This is a genomic window from Paracoccus sp. R86501, from assembly GCF_042466435.1.
GTDB lineage: Bacteria > Pseudomonadota > Alphaproteobacteria > Rhodobacterales > Rhodobacteraceae > Paracoccus.
Genome location: NZ_JAXHPZ010000001.1, coordinates 53,853 through 72,514 on the forward strand (window position 1 = coordinate 53,853; position 18,662 = coordinate 72,514).

At 64.5% G+C, this 18,662-nt stretch carries 17 protein-coding genes; 8 read left to right on the forward strand and 9 right to left on the reverse strand.

Annotated elements, in window-relative coordinates; translation table 11 throughout:
- Positions 1 to 2: 2 nt before the first annotated feature.
- Entirely contained in the window at positions 3 to 488 is a 486-nt protein-coding gene (locus tag SJY40_RS00310; RefSeq protein ID WP_378941402.1) for an RNA pyrophosphohydrolase, read from the forward strand.
- Here SJY40_RS00310 and bluB read toward each other — a convergent pair.
- The 4 genes from bluB to SJY40_RS00330 all read right to left on the reverse strand — a co-directional run bounded on the left by bluB (position 446) and on the right by SJY40_RS00330 (position 3,625).
- On the reverse strand, positions 446 to 1,165 hold the full coding sequence (gene bluB / locus SJY40_RS00315; protein WP_378941405.1) for a 5,6-dimethylbenzimidazole synthase: 720 nt from the start codon (positions 1,163 to 1,165) through the stop codon (positions 446 to 448). The two genes, SJY40_RS00310 and bluB, sit on opposite strands and share 43 nt — an antisense overlap.
- Complete coding sequence (locus tag SJY40_RS00320) at positions 1,162 to 2,430, reverse strand: lytic murein transglycosylase (protein WP_378941407.1); 1,269 nt, start codon at positions 2,428 to 2,430, stop codon at positions 1,162 to 1,164. The genes bluB and SJY40_RS00320 overlap by 4 nt, the downstream gene beginning before the upstream one ends.
- 109 nt (positions 2,431 to 2,539) lie before the next feature.
- Complete coding sequence (locus SJY40_RS00325; protein WP_378941409.1) at positions 2,540 to 2,872, reverse strand: hypothetical protein; 333 nt, start codon at positions 2,870 to 2,872, stop codon at positions 2,540 to 2,542.
- 3 nt (positions 2,873 to 2,875) lie between these two features.
- Complete coding sequence (locus SJY40_RS00330) at positions 2,876 to 3,625, reverse strand: DUF421 domain-containing protein (RefSeq protein ID WP_378941411.1); 750 nt, start codon at positions 3,623 to 3,625, stop codon at positions 2,876 to 2,878.
- Positions 3,626 to 3,794: 169 nt separating this feature from the next.
- Between SJY40_RS00330 and SJY40_RS00335 the strand changes: the two genes are divergently transcribed.
- Entirely contained in the window at positions 3,795 to 4,631 is an 837-nt protein-coding gene (locus SJY40_RS00335) for an aldo/keto reductase (RefSeq protein ID WP_378941414.1), read from the forward strand.
- Here the strand turns inward: SJY40_RS00335 and SJY40_RS00340 are convergent.
- Positions 4,613 to 5,416: an alpha/beta hydrolase gene (locus tag SJY40_RS00340; protein ID WP_378941416.1), complete on the reverse strand. Its 804-nt coding sequence runs from the start codon at positions 5,414 to 5,416 to the stop codon at positions 4,613 to 4,615. The genes SJY40_RS00335 and SJY40_RS00340 overlap by 19 nt on opposite strands.
- Positions 5,417 to 5,480: 64 nt before the next feature.
- Between SJY40_RS00340 and kynU the strand changes: the two genes are divergently transcribed.
- The 4 genes from kynU to SJY40_RS00360 all read left to right on the forward strand — a co-directional run bounded on the left by kynU (position 5,481) and on the right by SJY40_RS00360 (position 11,983).
- A complete protein-coding gene (gene kynU / locus SJY40_RS00345; protein WP_378941418.1) occupies positions 5,481 to 6,668 on the forward strand; it encodes a kynureninase in 1,188 nt (395 codons plus the stop codon).
- Between the two features lie 67 nt (positions 6,669 to 6,735).
- A complete protein-coding gene (locus SJY40_RS00350) occupies positions 6,736 to 7,821 on the forward strand; it encodes an efflux RND transporter periplasmic adaptor subunit (RefSeq protein WP_378941420.1) in 1,086 nt (361 codons plus the stop codon).
- Positions 7,818 to 8,933: an efflux RND transporter periplasmic adaptor subunit gene (locus SJY40_RS00355; protein WP_378941423.1), complete on the forward strand. Its 1,116-nt coding sequence runs from the start codon at positions 7,818 to 7,820 to the stop codon at positions 8,931 to 8,933. Before SJY40_RS00350 ends, SJY40_RS00355 begins: the two co-directional genes overlap by 4 nt.
- Entirely contained in the window at positions 8,930 to 11,983 is a 3,054-nt protein-coding gene (locus SJY40_RS00360; RefSeq protein WP_378941425.1) for an efflux RND transporter permease subunit, read from the forward strand. The genes SJY40_RS00355 and SJY40_RS00360 overlap by 4 nt, the downstream gene beginning before the upstream one ends.
- A gap of 117 nt (positions 11,984 to 12,100) precedes the next feature.
- Here the strand turns inward: SJY40_RS00360 and msrA are convergent, their stop codons facing one another.
- From msrA to SJY40_RS00375, 3 genes are all read right to left on the reverse strand, one after another.
- Positions 12,101 to 12,607, reverse strand: a complete 507-nt coding sequence (gene msrA / locus SJY40_RS00365) for a peptide-methionine (S)-S-oxide reductase MsrA (protein WP_378941427.1) — start codon at positions 12,605 to 12,607, stop codon at positions 12,101 to 12,103.
- Position 12,608: 1 nt separating this feature from the next.
- Positions 12,609 to 13,049: a peptide-methionine (R)-S-oxide reductase MsrB gene (gene msrB / locus SJY40_RS00370; RefSeq protein WP_378948209.1), complete on the reverse strand. Its 441-nt coding sequence runs from the start codon at positions 13,047 to 13,049 to the stop codon at positions 12,609 to 12,611.
- Between the two features lie 67 nt (positions 13,050 to 13,116).
- Positions 13,117 to 14,085 (reverse strand): NAD(P)H-dependent flavin oxidoreductase, encoded by a 969-nt coding sequence (locus tag SJY40_RS00375; RefSeq protein WP_378941430.1) that lies wholly within the window; start codon positions 14,083 to 14,085, stop codon positions 13,117 to 13,119.
- Between the two features lie 147 nt (positions 14,086 to 14,232).
- Between SJY40_RS00375 and mtnN the strand changes: the two genes are divergently transcribed.
- Positions 14,233 to 15,123: a 5'-methylthioadenosine/S-adenosylhomocysteine nucleosidase gene (mtnN, locus tag SJY40_RS00380; RefSeq protein WP_378941432.1), complete on the forward strand. Its 891-nt coding sequence runs from the start codon at positions 14,233 to 14,235 to the stop codon at positions 15,121 to 15,123.
- 36 nt (positions 15,124 to 15,159) lie between these two features.
- On the opposite strand, the gene clpB is transcribed toward mtnN, so the two are convergent.
- Complete coding sequence (clpB, locus tag SJY40_RS00385; protein ID WP_378941435.1) at positions 15,160 to 17,793, reverse strand: ATP-dependent chaperone ClpB; 2,634 nt, start codon at positions 17,791 to 17,793, stop codon at positions 15,160 to 15,162.
- Positions 17,794 to 17,954: 161 nt separating this feature from the next.
- On the opposite strand from clpB, the gene pyrF reads away from it, so the two are divergent.
- Positions 17,955 to 18,641, forward strand: a complete 687-nt coding sequence (pyrF, locus tag SJY40_RS00390; protein WP_378941438.1) for an orotidine-5'-phosphate decarboxylase — start codon at positions 17,955 to 17,957, stop codon at positions 18,639 to 18,641.
- Positions 18,642 to 18,662: the final 21 nt, after the last annotated feature.

Here is an 18,662-nt window from a genome sequence, read left to right on the forward strand (position 1 = left end):
CCATGACCGAACGGATGGGGCCGATGGGCCTGCCCTATCGGCCCTGTGCGGGGGTCGTGCTGATCAACGATGCGGGGCTGATCTTTGCCGGTCAGCGCATCGACACGCCCGGTGCATGGCAGATGCCCCAAGGCGGCATCGATGCGGGCGAAACCCCGCATCAGGCTGCCCTGAGAGAGCTGGTCGAGGAGACAGGTGTCTCGACCGACAAGGCCGAGGTTCTGGGAGAAACGCCCGACTGGGTCTATTACGACCTGCCGCCGCATCTGCTGGGCAAGGCCTGGAAGGGACGCTTTTGCGGGCAGCGCCAGAAATGGCTGCTGCTGCGGTTCACGGGTCAGGATGGCGACGTGAACATCGCCACCGACCACCCCGAGTTCGACAAGTGGCAATGGATGCGCGCCGATGATCTGCTGGATAGCATCGTGCCGTTCAAGCGCGATGTCTATGCGCAGGTGCTGGCCAGTTTCCGCGACAAATTGGCCTGAGGGCCGTCCCAGCTGTCTTCCAGCACCAGATCCTGCAGCGGCAGGCGTTCGGCCCAGCCTTTCGCCTGCAACTCGGGTTGCTGATATAGTTCCGCGACATGGCCGATGCACAGATAGGCCACCGGCACGACATGGTCGGGCAGGCGCAGGATCGACCGCAGGTCATTTTCGCGGAAGATGCTGACCCAACCGACGCCCACGCCTTCGGCACGGGCCGCCAGCCACAGGTTCTGCACTGCGCAGACGGTGGAATAGAGATCTGTCGCCCGATCATGGGTGCGGCCCAGCACATGTTCGCCGCCGCGGCTGCGGTCGCAGGTGATGCAGAGGTTCACCGGCGCCTGAAGGATGCCCTCCAGTTTCAAAGATGAATACAGCGCCTTGCGGTCGGGAAACCGCGCGGCGGCTTCGGTGTTGGCACGCTGGAACGCGTCATGGATGCGCTGGCGCACGTCCCGGCTGCGCAGCAGGATGAAGTTCCACGGCTGCGACAGCCCCACGGATGGGGCGTCATGGGCGGCCTGCAGCAGGCGCGTCAGCAGGTCGGGATCGATGGGGTCGGGCAGGAACTGGCTGCGCACGTCGCGGCGCAGGCGGATCGCGCGATAGACTGCGGCGCGATCGCTGTCGGAAAACGGCCCCGCGGGTGCGGGGCCGTCCTTGTCCGTCACACTCAACCGCGCAGCTGGCCAAGTAGGATCGAGGTCGGATAGCCGTCCGGCGTCGTGCCGATGGACCGCTGGAAGGCCGCCACGGCCTCCATCGTGCCCGACCCGAACAGACCGTCGATTTCGCCGTCATAGAAACCGCGGCGCTTCAGCAGGACCTGGATCTCTTCACGCTCGCCCGTGGACAGGGGGCGGTCGCTGCGCGGCCAGTTGCCCTGAATGCCCGAACGTCCGGCGATGCGTTCGCCCAGGAAGGCCACGCCAAGCGCATAATTGTCCGAGTTGTTGTAGCGCAGGATCGACCGGAAATTGTCGGTGATGAAGAACGCCGGACCACGCGCGCCTGCCGGCATGATGATGGAACCGTTGCCCGACGGCAGTCCGCCACCGCCGATGCGACGCACGCCCTGCGACGACCAGTCGCCTGCGGAACGGCGCGTGCCCTTGCCGATCAGACCCATGTTGAAGTTCGAGGGCAGCTGCACCTCGGCACCCCAGGCCTGACCGCGCTGCCAGCCGCTGCGGGCCAGATAGGCGGCAGTAGATGCCAATGCGTCCGTCGGATCGTCCGACCAGATGTCGCGACGGCCATCGCCGGTGAAATCGACGGCATATTCCAGATAGGACGTCGGCATGAACTGGGTGTGACCCATGGCGCCCGCCCAGCTGCCCAGCATGTGTTCGGGGTCGGTGTCGCCCGCCTGCAGGATTTTCAGCGCGGCGATCAGCTGGTTCTGGAACATCTCGCCGCGGCGGCCGTCATAGGCCAGCGTCGTCAGCGAGGGGATGATCTGCATCTTGCCGCGGTTGCCGCCGAAGTTCGATTCCATGCCCCAGACGGCCAACACGATCTCGCGGGGGACGCCGTATTGCGATTCGATCCGCGACAGGGTCGAGGACAGCTGCGCGTTCTTCTGGCGGCCCGTGGTGATGCGGACATCGGACACGGCGCTGTCCAGATACAGCCAGACCGGACGCGAGAATTCGGACTGCTTGCGGTCCAGACGGATCACGTCGGGATTGTACTGCGCGATCCGCATGGCGCGGTCATAGGTCGCAGGCGAGATGCCCGAGGAGAGCGCGCGGGGGCGGAAGCTCTGGACGAAGCGCTGCAGGCCCGCCTCATCGGCGGCGGAGGCTGCGGGGATCGCGGTCGGCGTGACCGAGGAATAGCCCGCCGAAGGGCCGGATGCGGGCATGCGCGACACCGGCGATGCGCAGGACGCCAGAACCCCGATCAGGGCGGTGGACAGGAAAATGCGGGAAATGCTCATGGATGATCGCCTGTTCGTGACTGCTCGGGTTCTTGTTGTGAACAGTCTAACCGAACGTCACGTCCGTGGGTAGGGCAAGCGGTGCGCGATGCGGCACCGCAACGCAGCCTTAGTGGCGCGGCATGTCCTGCAACCCTTCGTCCCCGAAATAGGGCGTCATCTGCGCGATGATGACGGAATTTTCCTGCAGCGCGCGGTCCATCAGGTCGCGTTCGTCCTGATCGATCTCATGGCCCTCGGCCAGACGTTCTTCCAGCGTGCCGTATCCAGTGACGTCCAGCGGTGCCATGTCGGCCTGCTTCAGGATCGCCACGGTTTCACGCACCGCCTCGCCTTCGTCGGTTCCCGCAGCAAAGCAGACAAGACCTGCCCCGGTCGCGCCCTTGGGCAAACCGTCGCCGGTCTTGCGTCCCAGTTCGACCACCAGCGTGAATACCTTCATGTGTCACTCCTTTGGCGTGGTGCCGCCCGTATCGCGGTCTTCGGTGCCCGAGGGCCATTCCGGAGACTGCCATGACCGCCCGTCGCAATGGCTGCAACGGTCCCGGGTGGCGATGATCTGCGCACCGGTCGGCGCGCCGCAGATGCCACAACATGTCTGACCGTCCATCGCAAGCGGCTTGTCGATCCGGGGCGGCGGGTTCAGCAGGTGCCGGGGCGGGACCAGCGACAGGCCGGGGCGGGGCGGATGGGCGCGAAAGACCGATAGACCGCCCCCGGCCTCAAGATAGGCGGCGCGTAGTTCGCCAAGGTTCTCGATCCCGGCAAGACGCAGCATCGACTTGATCTCGGAAATGCCCAGATCGCGGTGGCCGATCGCATCCTGCAGGATGCGGCCGTCGCGGACCAGAGCCACGGGTCGCCCGTCCAGCGTGGTCTTCGCGCGGTCGGACCTGACGATCAGCCGGTCCAGCACCTTGTTGATGACGACGATGGTGGTGATGACGGCCATGGCGGCCAGCAGCGGCACCTCGGGATAGAACATCGCGTCGCCCACCGCCGAGCCAAGGGCGATCACCAGCAGGAATTCCACCATCGACAGCTGCGCGACACCGCGCCCGCCGATCCAGCGGATCATCGCCAGGGTGTAGACATAGATCAGGACGGTGCGGAACAGAATCTCGGCATAGAACAGCGGGGGCTGTTCGCCGATGAACATGCGGACAAGATCGAAGGGAATGACCTGCTGGTCCATGGAATGCCTTTCGCTGCGCGGATCGCCGCACCGCTAAACAGTGCCGGACGGTGCGGGTTCCATGCGGCGGGTGACGGAGGCAAAAATCATCATGACGACAGATCGTGACTTCAGGGCTGGACCCAAGCGCGATCCTCTGCGTTGTTTGCGGCAACGAAAGGAGTCTTCCATGACCCAACCGATGATGACGCTGAATGACGGCCACAAGATGCCCCAGCTGGGCACCGGCATCTGGCAGATCGATGATGCAAAGACCCCGCAGGTGGTGCAACAGGCGCTAAGCGCCGGTTATCGCCTGATCGACGGTGCCGCCGCTTACAAGAACGAACGCGGCATGGGCGAAGGCATCCGCAACTCCGACGTGCCGCGCGACCAGATCTTCGTGACGTCGAAGCTGTGGAACGATGCGCAGGGCTATGACCAGGCGCTGCGGACCTTCGACGAGACGATGAAGCGCACCGGTCTGGACAAGCTGGACCTGTTCCTGATCCATTGGCCGCTGCCCAAACTGGACGCCTATGTCGAGACGTGGAAGGCGCTGATCCGCCTGCGCGAAGAAGGCCGTGTGACCTCGATCGGGGTGGCGAACTTCCATGAAAACCACCTGCAGCGGCTGATCGACGAAACCGGCGTCACCCCGGCGCTGAACCAGATCGAGCTGCATCCCTCGCTGGCGCAGACGCAGATGCGCAAGGTCAACGAACGCCTTGGCATCGTCACGCAGAGCTGGACCCCCCTTGGCCGCGGCGACAGCTTCGAAGCGCCCGCCGTCACCCAAATCGCGGAACGGCTGGACCGCAGCCCCGCGCAGGTGATCCTACGGTGGCACATCCAGCACGGCTTGTCGGTCATTCCGAAATCGGAACATCCCGACCGTCTGGCACAGAACTTTGCCGTGCTGGACTTTGAACTGACCGCCGACGACATGGCCGCGCTGGACGGCCTGGACAACGACCATCGCACCGGCCCGCATCCCGACGACTTCGACTATCGCGAGCCGCTGTAAGCCAGAAGCCGCATCATCAACGGCGTATTGGGGCGCATCAAATCCTCGACGACGTTGAAATGATGCCGACCCGGGGCCGTGACGCATTCCGTCGCGGCCCCAAGTCCTGCCCAGACATCCGCCAGCAGACGTGCCTGACGCAGAAACTCGGGACGTTCGGACCCACCGACCCACGTGGTGACGGGAATGCCTTGGGCGGGTTGGAGCAGGGCGGGGCTTTCGGCCAAAGCCTCGGGCAGATCGATGTTCAGCGTGGCGTTCATCGCCGTGCGCATCAGTGGCCGCAGGTCCGACAGGGGCGAGATCGGAACGCAGGCCGACACCCGTGCCAGCACCTGCGCCGGCAATGTCCCGTCATCGCAGATCATCCGCGCCGCCAGATGTCCGCCTGCCGAATGGCCGCTAAGGGCAATGGGCCCATCGATCAGTTCCGCTGCCTCGGCGATCTGCCTTGCCACCTGAACGGTCATCTGCGCGATGCGCGCCTGCGGTGCCAGCGTATAGCCCGGCAGCAGCGCCGCCCATCCGGCCAGCAGCGCGCCTTCGGCCAGATGCGACCAGAACGACGGGTTGGTGTTCATCCAATACCCGCCGTGGATGAAGACCATCAGCCCGCGTGGTGCGCCCTGCGGCATGAACAGCTGCCCCAACCCCAGATCACGGGACGGATGGCGTTCGCGAAAGGCCGCGGCGCTTTGTGGCCAGCTGGCGAAATAGGCTTCGGCGCCCGGGATATGCGCGCCATTGGCATAGGCATTATCCCAGTCATCCACTTGATAGAGCATGGTTTCATCCCTCTTTCCGGCAGGTGACCCGCCTGCTAGCGTGCCGTCAAGAGGGAGCCCGAGCATGACCGATTTCACCAAGACCCGCGCCGCATTCCACCTGCCGCAGGGCGTGACCTATCTGGACGGCAATTCGCTGGGGCCGATGCCGAAGGCGGCTGCCGCCAAGGTCTCGGCGATGATGACCGATGAATGGTCGGAAATGTTGATCACCGGTTGGAACAAGGCGGGTTGGTTCGACCAGCCGCGCAAGGTGGGCGACCGCATCGCCCGGCTGATCGGCGCAGGGTCGGGGCAGGTGGTCATGGGCGACACGCTGTCGATCAAGGTCTTTCAGGCCGTCAGCGCCGCCCGTGCCCTGCGTCCCGACCGGCGGGTGATCCTGTCCGACAGCGGCAACTTCCCCTCGGACCTCTATGTCGCGCAAGGTTTGGCGCGGGCCGTCGATGCCGAATTGCGCGTCGTCGATCCGCAGGATGTGGAAGCCGCGATCACCCAGGACGTCGCCGTCCTGATGATCACCGAGGTCGATTACCGCACCGGCCGTCGCCACGACATGAAGGCGCTGACCGCCAAGGCGCATGCCGCAGGGGCGCTGACCGTCTGGGATCTGGCGCATTCAGCAGGGGCCGTCGATGTCGATCTGCTGGGCGCGGGGGCCGATTTCGCGGTCGGCTGCACCTATAAATACCTGAACGGCGGACCGGGCGCACCGGCCTTCATCTGGATCCACCCCGACCATGCGAAGGCCGCGCAGCCGATCCTGCAGGGCTGGATGGGCCATGCCGCACCCTTTGCCTTTGATCTGGATTACCGTCCTGCGGGTGGCATCGACCGGATGCGCGTCGGCACGCCCCCCGTCATCGCCATGACCGCGCTGGAGGCGGCGCTGGATGTCTGGGACGGCGTGCAGATGGCCGATCTGCGGGCGCGGTCCATCGAGCTGAGCCAAGCCTTCATCGCGGGCGTTGAGGCGAACTGCCCCGATGTCACCCTGCATTCCCCCCGCGACCCCGATCAGCGCGGATCGCAGGTTGGTTTCCGCCATCCGCAGGCCTATGCGGTGATGCAGGCGCTGATCGCGCAAGGGGTCATCGGCGACTTCCGCGCGCCCGACGTGCTGCGTTTCGGCTTCGCGCCCCTCTACAACGATCTGGACGACGTGGCCCGCGCGGTGGACATTCTGGCGGCAATCCTGCGCGACGGCACATGGGACCGTGCGGAATTTCACCGAAAAGCCGCGGTGACCTGAAGGAAAGGGGGTTCCCAAAGACGTCGAAAGGCAGGAAACGTCTGGTATTGCAACATATCGGTCGCTCATGTCGAAACAGATCTTTGGAACTGCCCTTCTGGCTTGGCTGACGGCCTTCCCGGTCCTGGCGCAGGATGACCCCGATCAGGCCATCCGCGTGCAGATCGAGACCGTGCAGACCGCCAAGCTGAACACCGACATGCAGTTGTCGGGTGAAATCAAGGCCATCGACGCGCTGCAGCTTGGCTTCCGCCAGGGTGGTCGCGTCACCGAGGTCCTGGTCGAGGAGGGCGATCGCGTCACCTCGGGTCAGGCGCTGGCGCGGTTGGCCTCGGTCCAGCAGGATCAGGCGCTGAACGTCGCCGAGGCCGGGCTGCTGTCGGCCCGTGCCGGTCAGGATCAGGCCCGGCAGGCCAGCGAACGTGCCGCAGCGTTGCTGTCGCGTGGCGTGGGAACCAAGGCCGCCGCCGATCAGGCCGAACAGGCCCTGTCGCAGGCTGAAGGCGTGCTGGAACGCGCGATTTCGGCCGTGGATCAGGCCCGTCGGGCGGTCGAGGATGCCGTGTTGCGCGCCCCGCAGAATGCCGTGGTGACGATGAAATCCGTAGCCCCCGGACAGGTCGTCGCCGCCGCGCAGCCGGTCTTCAATCTGGCGGCGCTGACCGGTCTGGAAGCGGTCTTCCAGGTCGCCGACGACCCGATCCTGCGCGACATTATCGGCACCTCGATCCGGTTGGAAACACTGGACATCGCGCGTCCGACCATGACCGGCGAGGTCACCGAGGTTTCCCCGCTGGTAGACCCCGAAACCGGCACCGTCACCGTGCGCGCGCGCCTGCAGTCGGCGCAGACCGGAACCTCGCTTTTGGGGGCATCGGTGCGCGGATATCTGGACGTCGCGCTGGATCACGGCACCGAGGTGCCTTGGACCGCGCTGATGCGCAGCGGCGATCAGCCCGCCGTCTGGACCATCGGCGATGACGACCGCGTCACCCTGACGCCGGTCACCGTCAGCCATTTCGGCGATCAGTCGGTCTTCATCTCGGACGGGTTGCAGGATGGCGCGCGTGTCGTCGGTGCCGGATCGCAGCTGCTATATCCGGGCCGTCAGGTCATGGGCGCCCAGATCGCGCCGGAAGGGGACCGCGAATGAAAGCCATCCACGCCATCCTTGCATTCATCTGCATCGCGGTCTTGCTGTCCGGCCCTGCATCCGCGCTTGGCCTGCCATCGTGGCTGGGCGGTGGCGCCCATGCCGAGACCGAACCCGAAGGGCCGCCCCGGCCCGTCGTCAGCATCATCGTGCAGGACCGCGGCGATGATGCCCGCTGGATCCCCGGGATCATCGCATCGCGCGATCAGGTGACGCTTGGCTTCCAGACGCTTGGCCGGATGATCGAACGTCCGGTGGAATTGGGCACGATCGTCACCAAGGACCAGAAGCTGGCCGCCCTGGACACCGACGATCTGGCCGCCAATACCCGTGCCGCCAGCGCCGCGCTGGACGCCGCCGAGGTTCAGCAGCGCACCGCCGAAGCGACCTTGGACCGCACCACGGCGCTGGCCAAACGCAACGTCGCCTCGGACGCCCAGCTGGAACAGGCCCAGCAGGCCGCAACGGCGGCCGCGGCCGCAGCCGAACAGGCGCGTTCGGAACTGGTACAGGCGCAGGATTCGGAAGGTTTCGCCCTGATGTCGGCGCCCTTCGCCGGGGTCATCAGCGCCGTCTATGAAGAACCCGGCGCCGTCGTCAGCGCCGGTCAGCAGGTGCTGCAGCTGTCGGCCGAGGACGAAAAGGAGGTTGTGATCGACCTGCCCGAATCGGCGCTGGTCGGGCTGGAAAGCGACGCCGTCTTCACTGTCTGGCACCGCAACGAACCCGAAACCCAAGTGCCCGCGACGCTGGACCGCATCGATCCGGTGGCCGACAGCGCGACCCGCACCCGCCGCCTGCATCTGCGTCTGCCGCCCGATGCCACCTTCCGCCTTGGGTCGCTGGTGCGCGCGCGTTTCGGCAGCGTGGACGACCCGTCGCTGTCCCTGCCGACCGAGGCGGTGATCACCGTCGATGACGAAAGCTTTGTCTGGCGTGTGCGCCGTGATGGCGATCAGGCCCGTGTGGAACAGGTGGCGGTCAAGGCCGCGACGCCGTTCCAAGGGCGCGTCTCGATCACATCGGGGCTGACCGCGGGCGACGAGATCGTCATCCGTGGCGTGAAATCCCTGACCCAAGACCAGGCCGTGGGCCGGAGGCTGAACCCGTGAAGCGTTTCAATCTGTCTGACTGGGCCCTGCATCACCGCAGCTTCGTCTGGTTCCTGCTGCTGCTGTCGATGTTCGCGGGCTTCATCAGCTATCAATCCCTTGGCCGCGAAGAAGACCCCGATTTCACCATCAAGACGATGATCATCGGCGCGGCCCTTCCCGGCGCCACCACCGACGAGACGTTGAAACAGGTCACCACCCGCATCGAGACCAAGCTGGAGGAACTGGACGAGCTGGACTTCACCCGTTCGGTCACGATGCCGGGGCAGGCGGTCGTCTATGTCGAACTGGACCCCACGACCCGCGCTGCCGGAGTCCCCGAGGTCTGGAAGCGCGTCCGCCAGATGATGTCTGATATCCGCGGGGAATTCCCGCAGGAATTCGCGGGCTTCCAGTTCAACGACAATTTCGGCGACGTCTTCGGCAACATCTATGCCTTCACGTCCGACGGGTTCACACCGCGCGAATTGCGCGATCGGGTGGAAGATATCCGCAAGCAGGTCGCTTCGCTGGAACTGGCAGGCAAGACCGAGCTGCTGGGCGAGCAGGATGAGGAAGTCTTTCTGGAATTCTCGGCGGCACGTCTTGCGGCACTGGGGCTGAACCAGCAGCAGGTGCTTAACACGCTGGCCCAGCAGAATGCCATCGCGCCCTCGGGTGTCATCCAGTCCGGCCCCGAACGGGTGCTGGTCCGCGTGGGTGGTCAGTTCGACGATGCCAGCGCCATCGAAGCTGTCAACCTGCGCGTCGGCGAACGTTTCTTCAATCTGGCCGATGTGGCGACCATCACGCGCGGCTATGCCGACCCACCGGATTCGCTGTTCCGCTTTCAGGGGGAACAGGCCATCGGTCTGCAGATCGGCATGAAGAAGGGCGGCAACATCCTTGAATTCGGCGAAGAGCTGGACGCCCTGATGGACCAGATCGCCGCCGATCTGCCCATCGGTATCAAGATGTCGAAATTCGCCGACCAGCCCCATGTCGTCGAAGAGGCCGTGGGCCACTTCGTTCAGGCCCTGGCCGAGGCCGTGGGCATCGTGCTGGTCGTCAGCTTCATCAGCCTCGGCATGCGCGCCGGGCTGGTGGTGACGCTGACCATCCCGCTGTGCCTTGCGATATCCTTCGTGCTGTTGGACCTCTATGGGATCACCCTGCAGCGGATCTCGCTTGGGGCGCTGATCATCGCGCTTGGCCTGCTGGTCGATGATGCGATGATCGCGATCGAGACGATGATCTCGCGGTTGGAAATCGGCGAATCGCTGAACGACGCGGCCAGCTATGCCTGGACGTCCATCGCCTTCCCGATGCTGACCGGCACGCTGGTGACGGTGGCGGGCTTCATTCCGATCGGCTTGAACAATTCGGCGGCGGGGGAATTCACCTTCTCGCTGTTCGTGGTGATCGCGGTGTCGCTGACCATTTCATGGATCGTGGCGGTGCTGTTCGCGCCCCTGCTGGGCGTGACGTTCCTGTCGTCCAAGATGGCGCATGCCCATAAGGGACCGGGCCGACTGCGCCGTGGTTTCCACGGTTTCCTGCGCAAGGCGATGCGCTTCAAGTGGATCACCATCGGTGTGACGCTGGCGATGTTCTTCACCTCGGTCTGGGGAATGCAGTTCGTCGAACAGCAGTTCTTCCCGACTTCGGACCGGACCGAGGTGGTGGTCGACGTCAGCGAACGTCAGAACGCCTCGATCGCCCGCACCCGGGATGACATGGACCGGCTGGAACGATCGCTGGCCGGGGATGAGGACGTGCTGTTCTGGACGTCCTATGTCGGGCAGGGGGCACCGCGCTTCGTGCTGTCGATGGATGTGCCGACGGCGGGCCCGCATATGGGCCAGATCGTCATCCAGACCCCCGATCTGGAGGCACGCGACCGCGTCAAGGCCCGCCTGGTGGCACTGGCCAAAAGCGATTTCGCGGGCGTCAACATTTATGTCAAGAACTTGGAAATCGGCCCGCCGGTCGGCAAGCCGGTGCAATACCGCGTCAGCGCCCCCGACCCCGACGCCGCCCGTGATGCCGCACGTGGACTTGCCACGGTGCTGTCGAACGAACCGCGCCTGCAGGACATCGCGCTGGACTGGAATGAACCGGCGCGCATGGTCCGCCTGAACGTCGATCAGGATCAGGCCCGACAGCTGGGTGTCACCAATGGCGACATCTCGGATGCGCTCTCGGCGATCTTCAACGGAGTTCAGGTCACGCAGCTGCGCGACGACATCTTCCTTGTCAACGTGATCGCACGCGGTCAGGCCGACGACCGCCAGTCGCTGGATTCCATCCGGAATCTGCAGATGAACCTGGCCGATGGCCGCACCATCCCGCTGGCGGCCCTTGTCACACTGGAATACGGGACCGAGCAGCCGCTGATCCTGCAGCGCGACGGTCTGCCGACGGTGACCGTCAAGGCGGGCATCGCCACCAAGGATCAGCCCGCCACCTTGGTGACCGCGCTGACCGATCAGGTGGCCGAATACCAAGCGACGCTGCCCCCCGGCGTCAAGGTGGTCATCGGCGGCACGGTCGAAAGCTCGGCCGACAGCCAGGCACCCATCGCGGCGGTCGTGCCGGTGATGCTGCTGATCATGGCAGTGCTGGTGATGGCGCAGATGCAAAGCTTCCGCCTGTCGCTGATCGTCTTTGCGGCGGCGCCCTTGGGGCTGATCGGCGTGGTGGCGGTGCTGGTGCCCTTCCGCGTACCGATGGGCTTCGTGGCCATCCTGGGGATCCTGGCGCTGATTGGCATCCTGATCCGTAACTCGATCATTCTGGTGCATGAAATCCAAGAACTGCTGCACAAGGGCAAGACCCGGTGGGATGCCGTCTTCGAGGCATCCGACAGCCGCGCCCGCCCGATCCTGCTGACGGCGGCGGCGGCATCGCTGGCGCTGATCCCGATCTCGCGGCAGGTGTTCTGGGGTCCGATGGCCTTCGCCATGATGGGCGGGATCATTGCGGGGACGCTGGTGACGCTGGTCTTCGTTCCGGCGCTCTACTGTGCGGTCTTCCGCGTCCGCCCACCGCTGGAAGACACGTCGCACTGAAGGCTTCTTGGTTGCCGCAAATACCCTCGGGGGGTCCGGGGGGCGACGCGCCCCCGGCCGTCGCGGGACGCAAAAGGCGCCCGGAGCATCGTTCCGGGCGCCTTTCTTACGGCTTGGTCATTCTGCGGCGTCGCGTTTGGGCAGGACCCAGTCGGGGCGCGGGAAGTGGCAGGTATAGCCGTTCGGGAACCGCTCAAGGTAATCCTGATGCTCGGGCTCGGCTTCCCAGAAATCGCCGACCGGTTCGACCTCGGTCACGACCTTGCCGGGCCAGATGCCCGATGCCTCGACATCGGCGATCGTATCCATTGCCACCGCCTTCTGATCGGCATCGACATAATAGATCGCCGAGCGATAGCTGACGCCGATATCATTACCCTGCCGGTTCGCCGTCGTGGGATCATGGATCTGGAAAAAGAACTCCAGCAGCCGGCGATAGCTGATCATCTCGGGATCGAAGGTGATCTCTATGGCCTCGGCATGGGTGCCGTGGTTGCGATAGGTCGCGTTCGGCACATCGCCGCCGCTGTAACCGACGCGGGTCGAATGCACGCCGGGCAGACGCCGGATTAGGTCCTGCATCCCCCAGAAACATCCACCCGCAAGAACTGCACGTTCGGTCATCTTATGCCTCCTCGGCCTGATCCAGATATTCGCCATAGCCTTCGGCTTCCATCTGGTCCTTCGGGACGAACCGCAGCGATGCCGAATTGATGCAATAGCGCAGGCCGCCCGCCTCGGGGGGGCCGTCGGGGAAGACATGGCCCAGATGGCTGTCTCCATGGGTGGACCGAACCTCGGTCCGCACCATGCCAAAGCTGACATCGCGGTGTTCGGTCACATTCTGCTGGATCGGCTTGGTAAAGGCAGGCCAACCGCAGCCCGAGTTGTATTTCGTGCCGCTGGCAAACAGCGGCTCGCCCGAGACGATATCGACATAGATGCCCGGTTCGAAATGATGGTCGTATTCGCCGGTAAAGGCCCGTTCGGTGCCGTTTTCCTGCGTGACGCGATATTGCTCCGGCGTCAGCCGGTCGATCGCATCCTGGCTTTTCTGATAGGCCAAATTGTCCTCCACGGATGGGGTGGCGTTCGGCCCCCTATATGGGGACCGCACCGCCATTCCGCAAAGGTCACAGGCGCGAAACTGCTTCTTTCGCGGCGTGGTATTCGGTCGCAAGCCGGTCGATGCGCGTGGCAGCCGGTTCCACGGCGCGCACGGCCCCGATGCCCTGACCCGCGCCCCAGATCGTGGACCAGGCCTTGGGCTTGGATGATCCGTCCGAGAAGTTCATGGATGACGCATCCGCCGCCGCCAGATTGTTCGGATCCAGCCCCGCATTCCGGATCGAGGGCGCCAGATAATTCCCCGAAACCCCCGTGAACAGCGACGAGGTGACGATATCCATCGCCCCGCTTTCCACGATCATCCGCTTGTAGTCTTCCTGCGCGTTCGCTTCGGTCGTCGCGATGAAGGGGCTGCCGATATAGGCCAGATCGGCCCCCATCACCTGCGCCGCCAGCACCGCGCGCCCCGTGGCGATGGACCCTGACAGCAGCAGCGGGCCGTCGAACCATTCGCGGATTTCTTGAGTTAGCGCGAAGGGCGATTGCGGGCCTGCATGGCCACCAGCCCCTGCGGCGACCGCGATCAGACCATCCGCGCCTTTTTCGATCGCCTTCTTGGCGAAGAAATTGTTGATGATGTCATGCAGCGCGATGCCGCCGCAGTCATGGGCGGCCTGATTGACCTCGACCCGCGCCCCAAGCGAGGTGATCCAGATCGGCACCTTATGGCGGTGGCAGGTCTCGATATCGCGTTCCAGCCGGGCATTGCTGCGGTGGACGATCTGGTTGACCGCATAGGGTGCGGCGGGATTGTCGGGATTGGCCTGGTTGTGGCGGTCCAGTTCTTCGGTGATGCGGGTCAGCCATGCGTCCAGCATCGACGGCTCACCCTCTTTTTCGCGGGCGTTCAGGGCGGGAAAGCTGCCGACGATGCCCGCCTTGCACTGCGCGATGACCAGATCAGGTCCCGAGACGATGAACATGGGCGACGCAACGACGGGAATGCGCAGGTTTTGCAGGATCGGTGGCAGCATTGGGTCCTCCCTCAAGGTTTTGGGGACGATGCCCTTTGCTTGGGCAGCCGACAAGGTCTGACGCGGCGACAAGGGCTTAGCGGTGGTCATCATCGGGGCAACTGGCTAGCAACACGGCAGAACCTGCATATCGTGAAAGGTCACATCATGATTCCCCTTCGCACCGCCGCCGTCGCCCTTCTGGCCAGCTCCCTGCCGCTGGCTGCCGAAACGCCGCGCATCGCCGTCATGTCGGCGTTCGAGCCGGAATGGATCAGCCTGCAGGCCGATCTGGAAAACGCCGAAACACAAACCGTCAATGGCACCAAATTCATCACCGGCCAGTTGTCGGGGCAGGATGTCGTGCTGTTCCTGTCGGGGGTCTCGATGGTCAATGCGGCCATGACCACGCAGCTGGCGCTGGATCATTTCGACATCGACAGCATCGTGTTTTCGGGCATCGCGGGGGGCGTCGATCCCGCGCTGAACATCGGTGATGTGGTCGTGTCGGAAAACTGGGGCAACTGGCTGGAAACCGCCATGGCCCGCAAGGAAGGTGATGAATACGTCCTGCCGGGCTTTTTGTCGTCGCCCTTCCCGAACCACCAGATGTTCTTTACCCGCGAAACGACGGTCGCCTCGGATCGTGGCGAGCCCGAAACCCGCTTCTGGTTTCCCGCCGATGTCAATCTGCTGAAGGTCGCGCAGCAGGTGGCGGATGAAACCGACCTTGCCGCCTGCAATGATGCGAATGAATGTCTGGATCAGGCGCCGCAGATCCGTGTCGGCGGCAATGGCCTGTCGGGATCGTCCTTCATGGACAACGCCCCCTTGCGCGAATGGATGTCCGATACGTTCGAGGCGCAGGTCGTCGACATGGAATCCGCCGCCGTCGCACAGGTTGCATGGGCGAATCAGGTGCCGTTCATCGCCTTCCGGTCGCTGTCCGATCTGGCGGGCGGAGGAGAGGGTGAAAACGAGATGGGCGTCTTCATGTCGCTGGCCTCGGAAAATTCGGCCGCGCTGGTCAAGGCGTTTCTGGCAAAACTGCCCGAATAAGCAAAAGGCCCCCGCTTTCGCAGGGGCCTTGTCGTTTCAGTGGATGGGCGCGTCGGGGCGGGGGCCTTCGCCCACCGCGCCGATCCGTGCGCCCGCCTTGCCGATGCGGTCGGCCACCATCAGGCCCTCGGGGCCGGCGCCGACCTTGACGGTCGCACCGTCCAGCACATCCCCCGACAGCAGCAGTTCCGCCAAAGGATCCTGAAGGGCGCGCTGGATCACACGCTTCAAAGGACGCGCGCCAAAGACCGGATCATACCCCTGATCTGCCAGCCATGTGCGGGCCGCATCGTTCAGATCCAGCGTGATCTTGCGAGCCGCCAGCCGCCTTTCCAGCCGGGCCAGTTGAACCAGGACGATCCCGTCCATGTTCGACCGCGACAGGCGGCGGAAGATGATGATCTCGTCCAGACGGTTCAGGAACTCGGGGCGGAAATGGCTGCGCACGGCATCCATGACGTGATGGCGGGCCTCGGTGGCGTCCTGATCCTCGGGCAGATGCGACAGCGCCTGCGATCCGAGGTTCGAGGTCAGGATGATCAGCGTCTGCTTGAAGTCCACCGTCCGGCCCTGACCGTCGGTCAGCACACCGTCGTCCAATACCTGCAACAGCACGTTGAAGACGTCGGGATGCGCCTTTTCGACCTCATCGAACAGGATCACCTGATAGGGACGCCGCCGCACGGCCTCGGTCAGGACACCGCCTTCGTCGTACCCGACATAGCCCGGAGGCGCCCCGATCAGTCGTGCGACCGAGTGTTTCTCCATGAACTCGGACATGTCGATGCGGACCATCGCGCTGTCGTCGTCGAACATGTATTCGGCCAGCGCCTTGGTCAGCTCGGTCTTGCCGACGCCGGTGGGGCCGAGGAACAGGAACGACCCAAGCGGGCGGTTTTCATCGTTCAGCCCTGCACGCGCACGACGCACGGCATTGCTGACGGCGGTCACGGCCTCGGACTGGCCGATGACGCGCTTGCCGATCTGTTCTTCCATCTTCAGCAGCTTGTCACGCTCGCCCTCCAGCATCTTGGCGGTGGGGATGCCGGTCCAGCGTTCCACGACCTCTGCGATCTGTTCGGGGCGGACAGCTTCTTCGACCATCAGACCGTCGGTCGCCTCGACATCGGCCAGCTGCTTTTCCAGACCGGGGATGATGCCATAGGACAGTTCGCCCGCGCGGGCCAGGTTGCCCTCGCGTTTGGCCTGATCCAGCTCGGCCCGGGCGCGGTCCAGCTTTTCGCCAAGGTTGCGCGACCCTTCCAGCCGGTCGCGTTCGGCCTGCCAGCGGGCGGTCATTTCGGCGCTGCGCTCCTGGATGTCGGACAGGTCCTTTTCCAGACGCTCCAGCCGGTCGCGGGATGCGGCGTCGTCTTCCTTCTTCAGCGCCTCGGCCTCGATCTGCATCTGCAGGATCTGGCGATCCAGCTGATCCAGTTCCTCAGGCTTGCTGTCGACCTCCATCCGCAGGCGGGACGATGCTTCATCCACCAGATCGATCGCCTTGTCGGGCAGGAAGCGGTCGGTGATATAGCGGTGCGACAGCTGCGCAGCCGCCACCAGCGCGGCGTCGCTGATGCGGACCCCGTGGTGCAATTCGTATTTTTCCTTGATGCCGCGCAGGATGCTGATCGTGTCCTCGACCGTGGGTTCCGCGACCAGAACCGGCTGGAAGCGACGGGCAAGGGCCGCGTCCTTTTCGATATACTTGCGGTATTCGTCCAGCGTCGTGGCACCCACGCAGTGCAGTTCGCCCCGCGCCAGCGCCGGTTTGATCAGGTTGGCAGCATCCATCGCACCTTCGGATTTTCCCGCGCCGACCAGTGTGTGCAATTCGTCGATGAACAGCACGATCTCACCATTCGAGGATTCGATTTCCTTCAGGATCGACTTCAGCCGTTCCTCGAAATCGCCGCGGTATTTGGCACCTGCGATCAGTGCGCCCATGTCCAGCGACATCAGGCGCTTGTCACGCAAGCTTTCGGGCACATCGCCATCGATGATGCGCAGCGCCAGTCCTTCGGCGATGGCGGTCTTGCCCACGCCGGGTTCGCCGATCAGCACCGGGTTGTTCTTGGTGCGGCGCGACAGGACCTGCATGGTGCGGCGGATTTCTTCGTCCCGACCGATGATCGGATCGATCTTGCCGTCGCGCGCGGCCTGAGTCAGGTCACGGGCGTATTTTTCCAAAGCCTCATAGCTGTCCTCGGCGGATGCGGTGTCGGCGGTACGCCCCTTGCGGATGTCGTTTATGGCCGCGTTCAACGCCTGCGCATTGACGCCACCGGTGGTCAGCGCATCGCGGGCCTGAGTGTTGACCATGGCCAATGCCATCAACACGCGCTCGGCGGGGACAAAGCTGTCGCCGGCTTTCTTGGCCAGCTGCTCGGCCTCGTCCAGGACCCGCACCATGGACGGATCGACATAGACCTGGCCGCTGCCGCCCGTCACCTTGGGCTGTTTCGCGACGGCCTGATCGACGGCCACGCGCACGGCCTGCGCGTCGCCCCCCGATCGGGTGATCAAGTTAGAGGCCAGCCCCTGATCGTCATCCATCAGTGCCTTCAGCAGATGTTCGGGCATGACGCGCTGCTGGCTTTCGCGCATCGCGATGGTCTGGGCGGATTGCAGGAACCCACGCGACCGTTCCGTGAACTTTTCCATGTTCATCGGGCAATCTCCATTCTTGGTTAGCCCCCGAGTTCCGGGCGCCCGCTTTCGGCACGCCCCTGTCCGGGTCTTCACAATAAGAAATGGGATATTTCCGGACGCTTTCAAGAACGCCGCGTTCATGTCATAACGCCGCGATTTTGCGGAAAAAGGGGATGGCGATGGATGACAGGTTGATCGTGGCACTGGATGTGCCGGACGCGCTGACGGGATTGGCGCTGTCGGAAAAGCTTGGCGATGCGGTGGGCTTCTACAAGATCGGGCTGGGAATGCTGACCGGCGGTGGTCTGGCGCTGGCGAACGAGCTGAAGCAGGAACACGGCAAACGCATCTTCCTGGACATGAAGCTGTTCGATATCGGTGCCACAGTCGAGGCCGCGGTTCGCGGTCTGGCCCAATACGACATCGATTTCCTGACCGTGCATGGCGATCCGCATGTGATCCGCGCCGCCAAGGAAGGTGCCGCTGGCAGCAATCTGAAGATCCTGGGCGTCACCATCCTGACCTCGCTTGAACGGCCCGATCTGGATGCGGGGATGATGCAGGCCGGCGATCTGCATGACATCACCGTCGAACGCGCCGCCCGCGCCTTCGAGGCCGGCGCCGACGGCATCATCTGTTCCCCGCGCGAGGCGCAGGACATCCGCGCCCTTCCCGATGCCCGGCTGATCATCACCCCCGGCGTGCGCCCCAGTGGTGCGGCCCTGGGCGATCAGAAACGGGTCGAGACCCCCGCCAGCGCCATTGCCGCCGGGGCCGACCACATCGTCGTGGGCCGCCCCGTCTGGCAGGCCACCGACCCGCGTGCCGCCGCGCAGGCGATCCTGACGGAAATCCGCGCGCATTGACGCACTGCGTCCCCCTTGCCA